At 72.1% G+C, this 13,250-nt stretch carries 13 protein-coding genes and 1 pseudogene; 6 read left to right on the forward strand and 8 right to left on the reverse strand.

Going from position 1 to position 13,250, the window contains the following annotated elements; genetic code table 11:
• Positions 1-47: 47 nt before the first annotated feature.
• Positions 48-485 (reverse strand): gamma-glutamylcyclotransferase, encoded by a 438-nt coding sequence (locus BKD26_RS02885; protein ID WP_084895416.1) that lies wholly within the window; start codon positions 483-485, stop codon positions 48-50.
• 139 nt (positions 486-624) lie between these two features.
• Between BKD26_RS02885 and BKD26_RS02890 the strand changes: the two genes are divergently transcribed.
• Complete coding sequence (locus tag BKD26_RS02890; RefSeq protein WP_073753864.1) at positions 625-2,064, forward strand: NAD(P)H-quinone dehydrogenase; 1,440 nt, start codon at positions 625-627, stop codon at positions 2,062-2,064.
• Positions 2,065-2,241: 177 nt separating this feature from the next.
• Positions 2,242-3,213 carry a DeoR/GlpR family DNA-binding transcription regulator gene (locus BKD26_RS02895; protein WP_084895418.1) on the forward strand — a complete coding sequence of 324 codons (972 nt, stop codon included), beginning with the start codon at positions 2,242-2,244 and terminating at the stop codon, positions 3,211-3,213.
• 570 nt (positions 3,214-3,783) lie between these two features.
• On the opposite strand, the gene BKD26_RS02900 is transcribed toward BKD26_RS02895, so the two are convergent.
• Together BKD26_RS02900 and BKD26_RS02905 are read right to left on the reverse strand one after the other, a co-directional pair.
• Complete coding sequence (locus BKD26_RS02900) at positions 3,784-4,392, reverse strand: TetR/AcrR family transcriptional regulator (protein ID WP_084895420.1); 609 nt, start codon at positions 4,390-4,392, stop codon at positions 3,784-3,786.
• A 107-nt stretch (positions 4,393-4,499) separates the two neighbouring features.
• Positions 4,500-6,254: a biotin carboxylase N-terminal domain-containing protein gene (locus BKD26_RS02905; RefSeq protein WP_084895423.1), complete on the reverse strand. Its 1,755-nt coding sequence runs from the start codon at positions 6,252-6,254 to the stop codon at positions 4,500-4,502.
• A gap of 336 nt (positions 6,255-6,590) precedes the next feature.
• Here BKD26_RS02905 and BKD26_RS02910 point away from each other — a divergent pair, with 336 nt between their 5' ends.
• Positions 6,591-7,034, forward strand: a complete 444-nt coding sequence (locus tag BKD26_RS02910) for a hypothetical protein (protein ID WP_084895425.1) — start codon at positions 6,591-6,593, stop codon at positions 7,032-7,034.
• 12 nt (positions 7,035-7,046) lie between these two features.
• Here BKD26_RS02910 and BKD26_RS02915 read toward each other — a convergent pair whose 3' ends face one another.
• From BKD26_RS02915 to BKD26_RS02920, 3 genes are all read right to left on the reverse strand, one after another.
• Positions 7,047-7,655, reverse strand: a complete 609-nt coding sequence (locus BKD26_RS02915) for a nucleoside triphosphate pyrophosphatase (protein WP_084895426.1) — start codon at positions 7,653-7,655, stop codon at positions 7,047-7,049.
• A gap of 49 nt (positions 7,656-7,704) precedes the next feature.
• Positions 7,705-7,833: a hypothetical protein gene (locus BKD26_RS41930; RefSeq protein WP_260604300.1), complete on the reverse strand. Its 129-nt coding sequence runs from the start codon at positions 7,831-7,833 to the stop codon at positions 7,705-7,707.
• A gap of 85 nt (positions 7,834-7,918) precedes the next feature.
• Positions 7,919-8,515, reverse strand: coding sequence for a TetR/AcrR family transcriptional regulator (locus BKD26_RS02920; RefSeq protein WP_084895428.1), 597 nt, complete (start codon positions 8,513-8,515; stop codon positions 7,919-7,921).
• Between the two features lie 12 nt (positions 8,516-8,527).
• Here BKD26_RS02920 and BKD26_RS02925 point away from each other — a divergent pair.
• Positions 8,528-9,127 (forward strand): annotated as a pseudogene (locus BKD26_RS02925) (SGNH/GDSL hydrolase family protein); the annotation flags it as partial.
• A gap of 3 nt (positions 9,128-9,130) precedes the next feature.
• On the opposite strand, the gene BKD26_RS02930 reads toward BKD26_RS02925, so the two are convergent.
• Positions 9,131-9,340 carry an acyl-CoA carboxylase epsilon subunit gene (locus BKD26_RS02930; protein ID WP_073753878.1) on the reverse strand — a complete coding sequence of 70 codons (210 nt, stop codon included), beginning with the start codon at positions 9,338-9,340 and terminating at the stop codon, positions 9,131-9,133.
• 10 nt (positions 9,341-9,350) lie between these two features.
• Entirely contained in the window at positions 9,351-10,952 is a 1,602-nt protein-coding gene (locus tag BKD26_RS02935; protein ID WP_084895430.1) for an acyl-CoA carboxylase subunit beta, read from the reverse strand.
• Between the two features lie 109 nt (positions 10,953-11,061).
• Between BKD26_RS02935 and BKD26_RS02940 the strand changes: the two genes are divergently transcribed.
• Positions 11,062-11,925, forward strand: coding sequence for a biotin--[acetyl-CoA-carboxylase] ligase (locus BKD26_RS02940; protein ID WP_084895432.1), 864 nt, complete (start codon positions 11,062-11,064; stop codon positions 11,923-11,925).
• Positions 11,926-12,033: 108 nt separating this feature from the next.
• Positions 12,034-13,248 (forward strand): adenylate/guanylate cyclase domain-containing protein, encoded by a 1,215-nt coding sequence (locus BKD26_RS02945; protein ID WP_084895434.1) that lies wholly within the window; start codon positions 12,034-12,036, stop codon positions 13,246-13,248.
• Positions 13,249-13,250: the final 2 nt, after the last annotated feature.

Below are 13,250 nucleotides of genomic sequence, written 5' to 3' on the forward strand. Positions count from 1 at the left end.
TGCCCACGGAGCTCGGATCGTTGTCTTGTCGTTTCCGACAAAGACCCTCAGCAGGGGCGCTTGCGCAGCTCCATCACGTAGTCGTGCGGGGCACCCGCGGACTCGGCGGCGTCGGCGATCTCGCCCAGGTAGCGGGCCGAGGGCAGGCCGCCCTCGTAGCCGTTGAGGACGTACACCCAGGCCGGTTCCTCACCCTCCAGGGTGTGCACCCGCACCCGCATGCGCCGGTAGATGTCCAGGCCGACGCCCTCCCAGCGGTCCATGGAGTCCTCGTCCATGGGGGCGATGTCGTACAGCGCGACGAACACCTGGGAACGCGGCGCCTCCACGATCGTGGCCAGCGCGCCCTCCCAGCCCATCTGCTCGCCGCCGAACGTCAGCCGCCAGCCGTTGAGCCAGCCCGTGCCGCGCAGCGGGGAGTGCGGGGCGCGGCGGGTCATCAGCCGCGCGTCGAGGTTGCCGGCGTACGCGGCGTAGAGCGACATGGGATCGAGGGTACGGGAGGGCCGGGGGTGAGCGCTGTTTCCCGATCGAGGGCCCCGGGGGGAGGCCGCCCGGGTCGTGCGGGACAATGGGGTACGTACTTGCATCCCTGCCGTGACGAGAGCGCGAGGCGTAACCCCAGTGACCCGGATCGTGATCATCGGTGGCGGACCCGGCGGATACGAGGCGGCCCTGGTGGGCGCCCAGCTCGGCGCGGAGGTGACCGTCGTCGACACCGACGGCCTCGGCGGAGCGTCCGTCCTGACCGACTGCGTACCCTCGAAGACCCTCATCGCCACGGCCGAGGTGATGACCAACTTCGACTCCTCCCACGAGGAGCTCGGCATCATCGTCGCGGACGACACTCCGCACATCGAGCAGGCCGCCCGGATCGTCGGCGTCGACCTCGGCAAGGTCAACCGGCGTGTGAAGCGGCTCGCCCTCGCCCAGTCGCACGACATCACCGCCTCCGTCACGCGTGCGGGCGCGCGCGTGCTGCGCGGCCGGGGCCGGCTCGACGGCCGCCAGGCGGTGGACGGCTCCCGCCAGGTGATCGTTACCGCCGCCGACGGCAGCGAGGAGACGCTCACCGCCGACGCCGTACTGATCGCGACCGGCGGCCACCCGCGCGAGATCCCCGACGCCCTGCCGGACGGCGAGCGCATCCTCAACTGGACGCAGGTGTACGACCTGGACGAGCTCCCCGAGGAGCTCATCGTGGTCGGCTCGGGTGTGACGGGTGCCGAATTCGCGGGCGCGTACCAGGCGTTGGGCTCCCGCGTCACGCTGGTCTCGTCGCGCGACCGCGTGCTGCCCGGCGAGGACCCGGACGCGGCGGCCGTCCTGGAGGACGTCTTCCGGCGCCGTGGCATGAACGTCATGGCCCGTTCCAGGGCCGCCTCCGCCAAGCGGGTGGGGGACCGGGTCGAGGTGACGCTGGCGGACGGCCGGGTCATCTCCGGGTCGCACTGCCTGATGGCCGTGGGTGCCGTCCCGAACACCGCCGGGATGGGGCTGGAGGAGGCCGGCGTACGGCTCAAGGACTCCGGCCACATCTGGACCGACCGGGTCTCGCGCACCTCGGCGCCCGGGGTGTACGCGGCCGGTGACGTCACCGGCGTCTTCGCGCTGGCGTCGGTCGCCGCCATGCAGGGCCGGATCGCCATGTACCACTTCCTCGGCGACACGGTGAACCCGCTGAACCTGAAGACCGTCTCCGCGAACGTCTTCACCGACCCCGAGATCGCCACGGTCGGTTACACCCAGGCCGACGTCGACGCCGGCAAGATCGACGCCAAGGTCGTCAAGCTGCCGCTGCTGCGCAACCCGCGCGCCAAGATGCAGGGCATCAGGGACGGCTTCGTCAAGATCTTCTGCCGGCCCGGAACGGGGATCGTGGTGGGCGGCGTCGTGGTCGCCCCGCGCGCCTCCGAGTTGATCCACCCGATCTCGATCGCCGTCGACAACAACCTGACGGTCGAACAGATCGCAAACGCCTTCACCGTGTACCCGTCCCTGTCGGGCTCGATCGCCGAGGTGGCACGACAGTTGCACACCCGGAAGACCAGCGCCGAGGCGTAGCTTCGTAGGGCTGAGGGACAACACCCGGCAACCCCCGGCAAGTCGGGACATCGATCGGTCAAGGAACGTTCCCGGACGGGCCCGCCTATACCACTTGGCGGGCCCGTCTGTTCGCAACTTCGCGTAATAGGCGCATACCGCTGCAAAGAAACGGTCACTGGGGTTACTGTCAGTTTCGTGTTCGCTGCAGAACGTCGTCAGTTGATCCTTGAAATGGTGCGCGCCAACGGGGCGGTATCGCTCCGGGAGCTCGCCCGCGTCGTCCAGACCTCCGAAGTGACCGTACGGCGTGACGTGCGGGCACTGGAGGCAGAAGGACTCCTCGACCGCCGGCACGGCGGTGCGGTGCTGCCGGGCGGTTTTACGCGAGAGTCCGGCTTCCCGCAGAAATCCCATCTCGCGACCGCCGAGAAGACGGCCATCGCCGACGTGGCCGCCGGGCTCGTCGAAGAGGGCGAGGCCATCGTGGTCGGCGCGGGGACGACCACGCAGGAGCTGGCCCGCCGGCTCGCCCGCGTACCCGGGCTGACCGTCGTCACCAACTCCCTGCTGGTGGCGCAGGCGCTGGCCCACGCCAACCGGGTGGAGGTCGTCATGACCGGCGGCACCCTGCGCGGCTCCAACTACGCGCTGGTGGGCAGCGGGGCCGAGCAGTCCCTCCAGGGGCTGAGAGTCTCGCGGGCGTTCCTGTCCGGGAGCGGGCTCACCGCCGAGCGGGGCCTGTCCACGTCCAACATGCTGTCGGCGAGCGTCGACCGGGCGCTGGTCCAGGCGGCGGCGGAGGTGGTCGTGCTGGCCGACCACACCAAGCTCGGTACGGACACGATGTTCCAGACCGTGCCGACGGACGTGATCACCCGGCTGGTCACCGACGAGCCGCCCGTCCACGACGACCGGGCGGGCACCGAGCTCCAGGCGCTGGCGGACCAGGGCGTCCAGGTCACCGTGGCCGGCCCGGCGCCCGGCGCGTCCGGCGCGTCCGGCGCGGAGGGCGCCCCGCCACCGGGCCGGCAGGCCCGCCGGGACGTTCCCCTGCCGGGCCAGCGCGGACGCCACCCGGGCGGCCCCCAACTGCGCAGCGCGTCCCTCTCGGCGGACGGCCAGCCCCCGGAGCGCAGCGCGCGGGTGGCCGACCTCCGCCGCCGCTGAGCGCGCCCCTTCAGCGCCTCGCTGCCCCGCGGGCGAGCGCGCCCGTGCCGGGAGTCGCCCAGCCGCCGGGCGCCCCTCCTCAAGCCGGGCGTCGACTCCGGGGGCCACGCGGCGAGACCGGCGCCCCGCCCGCAGCCGGGCGAGGCCACCCGAGACCTGTGCACCCGTCCGTTGGCTGGCGTCCGCCCCCGTGCGGGGCCACGGGGCGCGAGGCCGGAGTTCCGGCCGACCTCCGGGTGCGGCCCACCCGAGACGAGGGCACCCGTCCGTTGGCTGGGCGCGCCATGCCTCGATGTCGGGCGACGGGTTTCGAGGGAGGGCGACGGCTCGGGGCCGGGCAGCACGCCTCGAAGCTGGACGCCGCAGGCGCCGGAGCGGCCCACGAGGCCGGTGCTGACGGCGGTGCGCGGCCGGGTCCGGGCCGCCCCACCACGGTCAGCATGGGCGACCGGCCTCCGAAGCCAGGCGCCGGGTGTCCGAGGCAGGGCGCCACGCCCCGGTGCCGGGCGACCGCCTCGCAGGACGGGCTATGGGCACCTTGAGCCCGTTACGGTCCGGGCCGCGTGGTCGTCAGGCCTTCAGGCCGCGCAGTGTCAGCATCAGCAGCCGGTCGGCCAGCTCCGGGTCGTCCGGGGACTGCTCGGCCGCCAGGGCGATCGCGTTGGTGAGCTGCATCAGGTCGCCGATCGACACGTCCGCCCGTACCGCGCCCGCCTCCTGGGCGCGGACCAGCAGGCGCTCGCCGGCCGCGCGCATGGGCGTGCTGCACTGTGACAGAGCCGAACTCGTGTCGTGCGACGCCGACATGAGCGCGCGGGCCAGGCCCCGGTACTCACCCGCGTGGGTGACGATGGCGCGCAGCCACTCCACCAGAGCCGTGCACGGCTTCTCCGAGGCGGCCAGGTCGTGGGACCGTTCCAGCAGGGTGTGGAGCGCCTCCTGGAAGACGGCGTTCATCAGCGCGTGCCGGTTCGGGAAGTGCCGGTACAGCGTGCCGATCCCGACCCCCGCGCGGCGCGCGATGTCCTCCAGCGACGCGTCGGTGCCGTGCTCCGCGAAGGCGGCCCGGGCCTCGCTCAGCAGTCGCTCGTAGTTGCGGCGTGCGTCGGCGCGCATGGGCCGCGGTGCGCCCGGCGCCCCGTCCGCCGCCGTTCCGCTCGCCGCCGTACTCGTCGCCATCGCGCCGTCCTCCCTCGCAACCCCGCCCTTCTGCCCTCCAGCATGCCATCGCGCACATGGCGAGGGGCCCGCCGGCCAGTGCCGACGGGCCCCTGTGGTGAGGTGTGTCAGTCCTTGATCTCGCAGATCGCGGCGCCGGACGTCACCGACGCGCCGACCTCCGCCGACAGACCCTTGATCGTGCCCGCGCGGTGGGCGTTGATGGGCTGCTCCATCTTCATCGCCTCGAGTACGACGATGAGGTCGCCCTCCTTGACCTCCTGGCCCTCCTCGACCGCGACCTTGACGATCGTGCCCTGCATCGGGGAGGCGAGCGTGTCGCCCGAGGCGGCCGAGCCGGACTTCTTGGCGGCGCGGCGCTTGGGCTTGGCGCCCGCGGCCAGACCCGTGCGGGCCAGGCTCATGCCCAGCGAGGACGGCAGCGAGACCTCCAGGCGCTTGCCGCCGACCTCGACGACGACGGTCTCGCGGCCCGGCTCCTCCTCCGCCTCGGTGGCGGCGGGGGCGGCGAACGGCTTGATCTCGTTGACGAACTCCGTCTCGATCCAGCGTGTGTGGATGCGGAACGGGTCCGAGGTGAACGCCGGGTCGGCCACCACAGCGCGGTGGAAGGGGATGGCGGTGGCCATGCCCTCGACCTGGAACTCGGCGAGTGCGCGGGCCGCCCGCTGGAGGGCCTGCTCACGCGTCGCGCCCGTGACGATCAGCTTCGCCAGCAGGGAGTCCCAGGCGGGGCCGATGACGCTGCCGGACTCCACACCCGCGTCCAGGCGGACACCGGGCCCGCTCGGCGGGGCGAAGGTGGTCACCGTGCCGGGCGCCGGGAGGAAGTTACGGCCCGGGTCCTCGCCGTTGATGCGGAACTCGAAGGAGTGGCCGCGTACGGCGGGGTCGTCGTACCCGAGCTCCTCGCCGTCGGCGATGCGGAACATCTCGCGTACGAGGTCGATACCGGTGACCTCCTCGGTGACCGGGTGCTCGACCTGGAGACGGGTGTTGACCTCCAGGAAGGAGATCGTGCCGTCCTGGCCGACGAGGAACTCCACGGTGCCGGCACCCTCGTAGCCGGCCTCCTTCAGGATGGCCTTGGACGCCCGGTACAGCTCGGCGTTCTGCTCCGCCGACAGGAACGGCGCCGGGGCCTCCTCCACCAGCTTCTGGTGGCGGCGCTGGAGCGAGCAGTCACGCGTCGACACCACCACGACGTTGCCGTGCTTGTCCGCCAGGCACTGCGTCTCCACGTGCCGGGGCTTGTCCAGGTACCGCTCCACGAAGCACTCGCCGCGGCCGAAGGCGGCGACGGCCTCGCGGACGGCGGAGTCGTACAGCTCCGGCACCTCTTCGAGGGTGCGGGCGACCTTCAGGCCGCGTCCGCCACCGCCGAAGGCCGCCTTGATGGCGATCGGCAGGCCGTGCTCCTCGGCGAAGGCGACGACCTCGTCCGCGCCGGACACCGGGTCGGGCGTGCCCGCGACCAGCGGCGCGCCGGCGCGCTGGGCGATGTGACGGGCGGCGACCTTGTCGCCCAGGTCCCGGATGGCCTGCGGCGGCGGGCCGATCCAGGTCAGGCCCGCGTCGATGACGGCCTGGGCGAACTCCGCGTTCTCGGAGAGGAATCCGTACCCAGGATGGATGGCGTCCGCGCCGGAATCGGCCGCGGCCTGGAGCACCTTGGCGATGTCCAGATAGCTGGCGGCCGGGGTGTCACCGCCCAGGGCGAACGCCTCGTCGGCCGCACGGACGTGCAGGGCGTCCCGGTCCGGATCGGCGTAGACGGCTACGCTCGCGATCCCGGCGTCCCGGCAGGCACGGGCGACACGGACAGCGATTTCGCCACGGTTGGCGATGAGCACCTTGCGCACGATGGCTCCCTCCTTGAAACAAGCTGAGTTTAGGGACAGCCGACACGGCCTTTCGACCCGTCCCCCATGGTGAGCTTGCCCACACGGAGCGTGATTCGAGCCGCGGTGGAGTCGTGAAATCCCTTGTCGCACCACGTTACGCAGGGCTTCTGAACGGAACAGTAACCCTGAGGTGTGGTCAAGGTCTCTGTCTTCCCGGCCAGCGGGGCATCCCGTTTCTTTGTGGAGTCCCTACGAATGGGCGAATCATTCTTTGCCAGGCGGCCAGAACCCTTGTTCGTACGTTTACCAGTCAGTAGCCTGCGCGCTGTCGTCCGTACTGGCAGGGGAGTACCCATGGTGGCCCGCAGACCGATAGCGCTGACGGCCGGGATCGTGCTGGTCTTGGAGGCGGTGGGCCTGGTGCTGTTGCACATGGTGCTCGCCAAGGTCATGGGCGGCCAGCGGATGTCGCTGGACGGCCTCGACCCGGACCTGATGGTCACCGCGATCTGGGTCATGGGTGGTGTCTTCGGGGCGTACGTGGCCCTGTGCGGGGCGCTGCTGGTGCGGCTGGGCGTACGGGACCGCGCCCTGGGGCGGGCCGCGCGGATCGTGCTCATCGCCTGCGCGATCACGCACGGGGTGCTGGGCGCGGTGACGGTGGGCCTGGTGGGGTGGGCGGCGTTCGCGTACATGACGGTCGTGCTGGGCCTGATCGTGGCCTCGCTGACGCTGTACGCGCCGGAGGGCGAGGAGCCGCCGGCGCCGCCCGTGGAGGGCGGCGTGGCGGCGGCGTGACGCGGGGGAGGGTCAGTCCCACAGGTCGGTGATCGCGATGCCCAGCTCGGCCAGCAGGCGGCGCAGCAGCGGCAGGGACAGGCCGATCACATTGCCCGGGTCGCCGTCGATGCCGTCGATGAAGGGCGCCGAGCGGCCGTCGAGGGTGAACGCGCCCGCCACGTGGAGGGGTTCGCCGCTGGCGACGTACGCCGCGATCTCCTCGTCCGTCGGGTCGCCGAAGCGGACCAGGGTGGAGGCGGTCGCGGAGGCGTACCGCTTGGCGGTCGTGTCGTAGACGCAGTGGCCGGTCTGGAGGATGCCGGCGCGGCCGCGCATGGCCTTCCAGCGGGCGGTGGCCTCCTCGGGGTCGGCGGGCTTGCCCAGCGCCTGCTTGTCCAGCTCCAGCACCGAGTCGCAGCCGATCACCAGCGCGCCGCTCGCCTCGGGCTTGGCGGCCACGTGGGCGGCCTTGGCCTCGGCGAGGGCGAGCGCCAGTTCGGCCGGGGTCGGGGCGGTGAACTTGTCCTCGTCGATCCCGCTGACGATCACCTCGGGGGTGAGCCCGGCCTGGCGCAGCAGACCGAGGCGGGCGGGGGACGCGGAGGCCAGGACGAGGCGGCGGCGCTGAGCAGCAGTCATGGGCGCCATCGTACGGAAAACGCCCACCGGTGACGGCTCGGTGCCGGTGTCAGTGCAGGCCCACCACGAACATCGCCAGCAGCATCGCCAGCGCCAGCAGAATCCCCGCGCGGCGCAGCATCGCCTGCATGTCGCGCATCTCTTCGGGCGGTTCGTTCTCGGGGTCGGACCACAGCATCCTTCGATCCTGCTGGCGAGGTCCGCCCGGCGCCTGAGTATGCGTACTCAGGCGCCACGGTGCTTACGGACTAATCAAGGGCTGGTCAACGGGTGGTGAACACCCCCGCACGGATCGCGGCGAGGGCCGCCGCCACCGCCCGTTCCTCGTCCGCGGCGGTGAGCGGCTCGTGGCTGACCGCGAAGCGGTAGTACAGCGGGGCGGAGACGGCGCGCAGGGCCTCGACCGGGTCGGTGCCGGGCGGGGCCTCGCCGCGGGCGACGGCCCGCTCCACGACGGTGGCCCATTCGCCGAGGCGGGCCGCGTAGAAGCCGTGCAGGGCGGTGGCGCACTCCTCGTCGCAGGCCGCCGCCGCGATGACCGCCCGGAAGACGGGGCCCATGCGCGGGTCGGTGAGGGTCTTGGCGACGAGGGTGGCGTTGTCGCGCAGGTCGCCTGCGAGCGAGCCGGTGTCCGAGGCCGGGACGGACCGCTCGGCCATGTCGCGGAGCAGGTCGGCGATCAGGCCGACGGGGGAGCCCCAGCGCCGGTAGACGGTGGTCTTGCCGACGCCTGCGCCGGCGGCGATCCGGTCCATGTTCAGGGCGTGGAAGCCCTCCGCGGCCAATGCCTCCTGGGTGGCCTGGAGGACGGCGGCGCGGACCTTGGCGGTGCGGCCGCCGGGGCGGACGGTGCCGGGCATGGATTCCAAATGGGAGACTCCCTCACCGATGGCTTCGGCTCCACCCCGAACGCCGACCGCCGCTGGTCGGACGCCCTCGCCGAGCGCACCGACCGCCCCGTACTGAACGCCGGCATCGGCGGCAACCTGCTGCTCAACGACTCGGCCTGGTACGGAGAGCGGTCCTCCGCCCGCTTCCACCGCGACGCCCTCGACCTGCCCGGCGCAGGAACGGTCGTCCTCCTCCAGGGGCTCAACGACATCGGCTTCAGCGAGGCCCGGGACCAGCCCACGTACAAGCCCGCCCCGGCCGTGTCGGCCACCGAACTGGTCGACGGCTACCGCACCCTGATACGCGCCCCACGCGCGCGTGGCGTGCGGATCGTCGGCGCGACCATCCTGCCCTTCAAGGGCACCACCCACTGGGGCCCGCGCGCCGCGAAGGTCAGCGCCGAGGTCAACGACTGGATGCGCGAGTCCGGCGAGTTCGACGCGGTCACCGACTTCCACCGGCTCATGGCCGACCCCGCCGACCCGGACCGCCTGCACCCCGCGTACGCGTACGAGGACGGCCTCCACCCGAACGACGCGGGATACCGCGTCATGGCGGAGGCCGTCGCTGCCCTGCTGTGACGGCTAGAGCGGCCAGTAGGAGCGCGTCCACGACCGCGGGCCCGGCTGCGGGCGGCGCGTATGGGCGATCCTCGCCGGGTCCGACCAGCCCTCGGGGACGCGCTCCGCGCCGCCGGAGGCCGCCGACGCGGTCGCGGCGGCGCGCGCCTGGACCACCGCCAGTGCGGCGGCCAGCTCCTCCGGGGTCGGGTTGCCCCGCAGAACCTTGATCATGGGTGGCTCCTTAGAGGGGGATGTTGCCGTGCTTCTTCGGAGGAAGGTTTTCCCGCTTCGTCCGCAGCTGACGCAGGCCCTTCACGATCTGCGTCCGCGTCTCCGACGGCATGACCACCGCGTCGATGTAGCCGCGCTCGGCCGCCGTGTACGGGTTGAGCAGGGCGTCCTCGTACTCCTGGATCAGCCGCGCCCGTGTCGCCTCGACGTCGTCGGCCTCCGCGATGGTGCGGCGGTGCAGGATGTTCACCGCGCCCTGCGCGCCCATCACCGCGATCTGCGCGGTCGGCCACGCCAGGTTCAGGTCGGCGCCCAGGTGCTTGGAGCCCATGACGTCGTACGCGCCGCCGAACGCCTTGCGCGTGATCACCGTGATCAGCGGGACGGTCGCCTCGGCGTACGCGTAGATCAGCTTGGCGCCGCGCCGGATGATGCCCTCGTGCTCCTGGCCGACGCCCGGCAGGAAGCCCGGCACGTCGACGAAGGTCAGCACCGGGATGTTGAACGCGTCGCAGGTACGGACGAACCGGGCGGCCTTCTCGGAGGCGTTGATGTCCAGGCAGCCCGCGAACTGCATCGGCTGGTTGGCGACGATGCCGACCGGGTAGCCCTCGACCCGCCCGAAGCCCGTGATGATGTTCGGCGCGAACATCCCCTGCGTCTCCAGGAATTCACCGTCGTCCAGCACATGCTCGATGACGGTGTGCATGTCGTACGGCTGGTTCGCCGAGTCCGGGATGAGGACGTCCAGCTCGCGGTCCTCGTCGCTCGGCTCCAGATCCGCCTCCTCCGGGAAGGCGGGCGCCTCGGAGAGGTTGTTCGACGGCAGGTACGACAGAAGGGACTTGACGTACTCGATGGCGTCCTTCTCGTCCCCCGCCATGTGATGCGCCACCCCGGAGGTGGTGTTGTGCGTCCGGGCGCCGCCCAGCTCCTCGAAGCCCACGTCCTCGCCCGTCACCGTCTTGATGACGTCGGGGCCGGTGATGAACATGTGCGAGGTCTGGTCGACCATGACCGTGAAGTCGGTGATGGCGGGGGAGTAGACGGCACCTCCGGCACACGGGCCGACGACCAGGCTGATCTGCGGAATCACGCCCGAGGCATGGGTGTTGCGGCGGAAGATCTCGCCGTACATGCCGAGGGCCATGACGCCCTCCTGGATACGCGCGCCACCGGAGTCGTTGATGCCGATGACCGGGCAGCCGGTCTTCAGGGCGAAGTCCATCACCTTGATGATCTTCTGCCCGAAGACCTCGCCCAGGGCGCCGCCGAACACGGTGAAGTCCTGTGAGAACACCGCCACCGGGCGGCCGTCGACCGTTCCGTACCCGGTGACGACACCGTCTCCGTACGGGCGGTTCTTCTCCAGGCCGAAGCTGGTGGAGCGGTGCCGGGCGAACTCGTCCAGCTCGACGAAGGAACCCTCGTCCAGCAGGAGGGCGATGCGCTCCCGGGCCGTCAACTTGCCCTTGGCGTGCTGCTTCTCGACGGCGCGCTCGGAGCCCGCGTGCGTCGCCTCGTCGATACGGCGCTGCAGATCCGCGAGTTTGCCCGCGGTCGTATGGATGTCGATCTTCTGGGGCTCTTGGGGCTTGACCGGCTCGGACATCGGGATGCGGCTCCCTGCATGGTCACGGGATCGTTGGCTACTGACCCGTAGCGTATCGGCGGGCATGGCCTTCGGCAGTGCGGTGTTTACCACACCTACGCTGGCTTGCATGACGCCCTCATATGGTCCAGGAAGCCCGTGGTCGGACCTCGAACGACCGCCCCTGAACGCCGCTTCCCTGCGCCGCGCCCTCCTCCGGCCCGGCGGCCGGTGGACCTCCCTCGACATCGTGCCCGCCACCGGCTCCACCAACTCCGACCTGGCCGCCCGCGCCGCCACGCTCCCCGAGGGCGCGATCCTCCTCGCCGAGGAGCAGACGGCCGGGCGCGGCCGGCTGGACCGCACCTGGTCCGCGCCCGCGCGCTCCGGCCTGTTCTTCTCCGTGCTGCTCAAGCCGGACGTCCCCGTCGCCCGCCTCGCCTGGCTGCCGCTGCTCACCGGCGTCGCCGCCGCCACCGGGCTGACCCGCGCCGCCGGTGTCGACATGGCGCTGAAGTGGCCCAACGACCTGATGGTGAAGGTGGAGGGCGAGGCCGGCAAGGAGGAGCGGAAGGCCGGCGGCATCCTCGCCGAGCGGGCCGGGGACGACGGCATCGTCGTCGGACTCGGCCTCAACGTCACCCTCCGCAAGGAGGAGCTGCCCGTCCCCACGGCCGGCTCCCTCCTCCTCGCGAACGCGATCTCCACCGACCGCGACACGCTGCTGCGCGCCGTGCTCCGCTCGCTGGAGCAGTGGTACGGCCGGTGGACGGCGGCCGGCGGCGACCCGGCGGCGTGCGGACTGGCGGAGGCGTACACGGCGGGCTGCGCCACCCTCGGCCGTACCGTCCGCGCCGAGCTGCCCGGCGACCGCACCCTCACGGGCGAGGCGGTCGCCATCGACGGCGACGGGCGGCTGGTGGTGGCGCCGCCCGGCGGAGAGCGGGAGGCCGTGGGAGCGGGTGACGTCGTGCATCTGCGCCCGGTGGACTAACGCGCTGGGCCGCCCGGACGTGAGCCAGGGCACACCTGCCGTATCGTTGACGACGATCCAGCTACAGATCGGCAGGACAGTGCGCAGGGAACGGGCAGGAGGCGGCCGGTGACCGTCGACGACGCGAACTCGGGCGGGTCCGGGTCCGGGCCGAGGGGGGCGGAGCCCAGCGGGGCGCAGTCCGGCGGGACGCCGAGCGGAACGCCCAGCGGGGCGGAGTACCCCACCCCCCACCATGTCGTCGACCACACGGCGGAGCCGACCGACGACCCCCTGGCCATCCGCCTGGAGCAGCTGATCCTCGGTGCCGAGCGCCGCTACACCCCCTTCCAGGCGGCCCGCACCGCCGGTGTCTCCATGGACCTGGCCTCCCGGTTCTGGCGGGCCATGGGCTTCGCCGACATCGGCCAGGCCAAGGCGCTGACGGAGGCGGACGTGCTGGCGCTGCGGCGGCTGGCCGGTCTGGTCGAGGCGGGCCTGCTGAGCGAGCCGATGGCGGTGCAGGTGGCCCGGTCCACCGGCCAGACCACCGCCCGGCTGGCCGAATGGCAGATCGACTCCTTCCTGGAGGGCCTCACCGAGCCGCCCGAACCCGGGATGACGCGTACGGAAGTGACGTATCCCCTGGTGGAGCTGTTGCTGCCGGAGCTCCAGGAATTCCTGGTGTACGTGTGGCGGCGGCAGCTCGCGGCGGCGACCGGGCGGGTCGTGCAGGCCGCCGACGACGAGGAGATGGTGGACCGGCGCCTCGCGGTCGGCTTCGCGGACCTCGTCGGCTTCACCCGGCTCACCCGGCGCCTGGAGGAGGAGGAGCTGGGCGAGCTGGTCGAGGCCTTCGAGACCACCTCGGCCGACCTGGTCGCCGCGCACGGCGGTCGGCTGATCAAGACGCTCGGTGACGAAGTGCTGTACGCGGCCGACGACGCCGGTACGGCCGCCGAGATCGCGCTACGGCTCATCGAGACGCTCGGCCACGACGAGACGATGCCCGCACTGCGCGTCGGCATCGCCTTCGGCACGGTCACGACCCGGATGGGCGACGTCTTCGGTACGACGGTGAACCTGGCGAGCCGGCTCACCTCGATAGCGCCCAAGGACGCGGTCCTGGTCGACGGGGCGCTCGCGGAGGAACTGTCGCGCACGGGCGAGGCGCCGGTGTCGGAGGCGCAGGTCGCGGAGGAGGTGGCGCGCGCGGAGAAGGAGGGCGAGGCGCCGCCCTCGTACCGCTTCGCGCTCCAGCCGATGTGGCAGCGGCCGGTGCGGGGGCTCGGGGTGATCGAGCCCTGGCTGCTGACGCGGCGGGAGCCTAAGATCCCCGGATAGCG

The organism is Streptomyces sp. CB03238, from assembly GCF_002099185.1.
Classification (GTDB): Bacteria; Actinomycetota; Actinomycetes; order Streptomycetales; family Streptomycetaceae; genus Streptomyces.

What these genes read in the sequence shown, in the direction of transcription:
- BKD26_RS02885 (WP_084895416.1), bottom strand. Translation starts at nt 485, where the DNA reads ATGTCGCTCTACGCCGCGTACGCCGGCAACCTCGACGCGCGGCTGATG.
- BKD26_RS02900 (WP_084895420.1), bottom strand. Translation starts at nt 4,392, where the DNA reads ATGGCGACGAGTACGGCGGCGAGCGGAACGGCGGCGGACGGGGCGCCG.
- BKD26_RS02910 (WP_084895425.1), top strand. Translation starts at nt 6,591, where the DNA reads ATGGTGGCCCGCAGACCGATAGCGCTGACGGCCGGGATCGTGCTGGTC.
- BKD26_RS02915 (WP_084895426.1), bottom strand. Translation starts at nt 7,655, where the DNA reads ATGACTGCTGCTCAGCGCCGCCGCCTCGTCCTGGCCTCCGCGTCCCCC.
- BKD26_RS41930 (WP_260604300.1), bottom strand. Translation starts at nt 7,833, where the DNA reads ATGCTGTGGTCCGACCCCGAGAACGAACCGCCCGAAGAGATGCGCGAC.
- BKD26_RS02920 (WP_084895428.1), bottom strand. Translation starts at nt 8,515, where the DNA reads ATGCCCGGCACCGTCCGCCCCGGCGGCCGCACCGCCAAGGTCCGCGCC.
- BKD26_RS02930 (WP_073753878.1), bottom strand. Translation starts at nt 9,340, where the DNA reads ATGATCAAGGTTCTGCGGGGCAACCCGACCCCGGAGGAGCTGGCCGCC.
- BKD26_RS02935 (WP_084895430.1), bottom strand. Translation starts at nt 10,952, where the DNA reads ATGTCCGAGCCGGTCAAGCCCCAAGAGCCCCAGAAGATCGACATCCAT.
- BKD26_RS02940 (WP_084895432.1), top strand. Translation starts at nt 11,062, where the DNA reads ATGACGCCCTCATATGGTCCAGGAAGCCCGTGGTCGGACCTCGAACGA.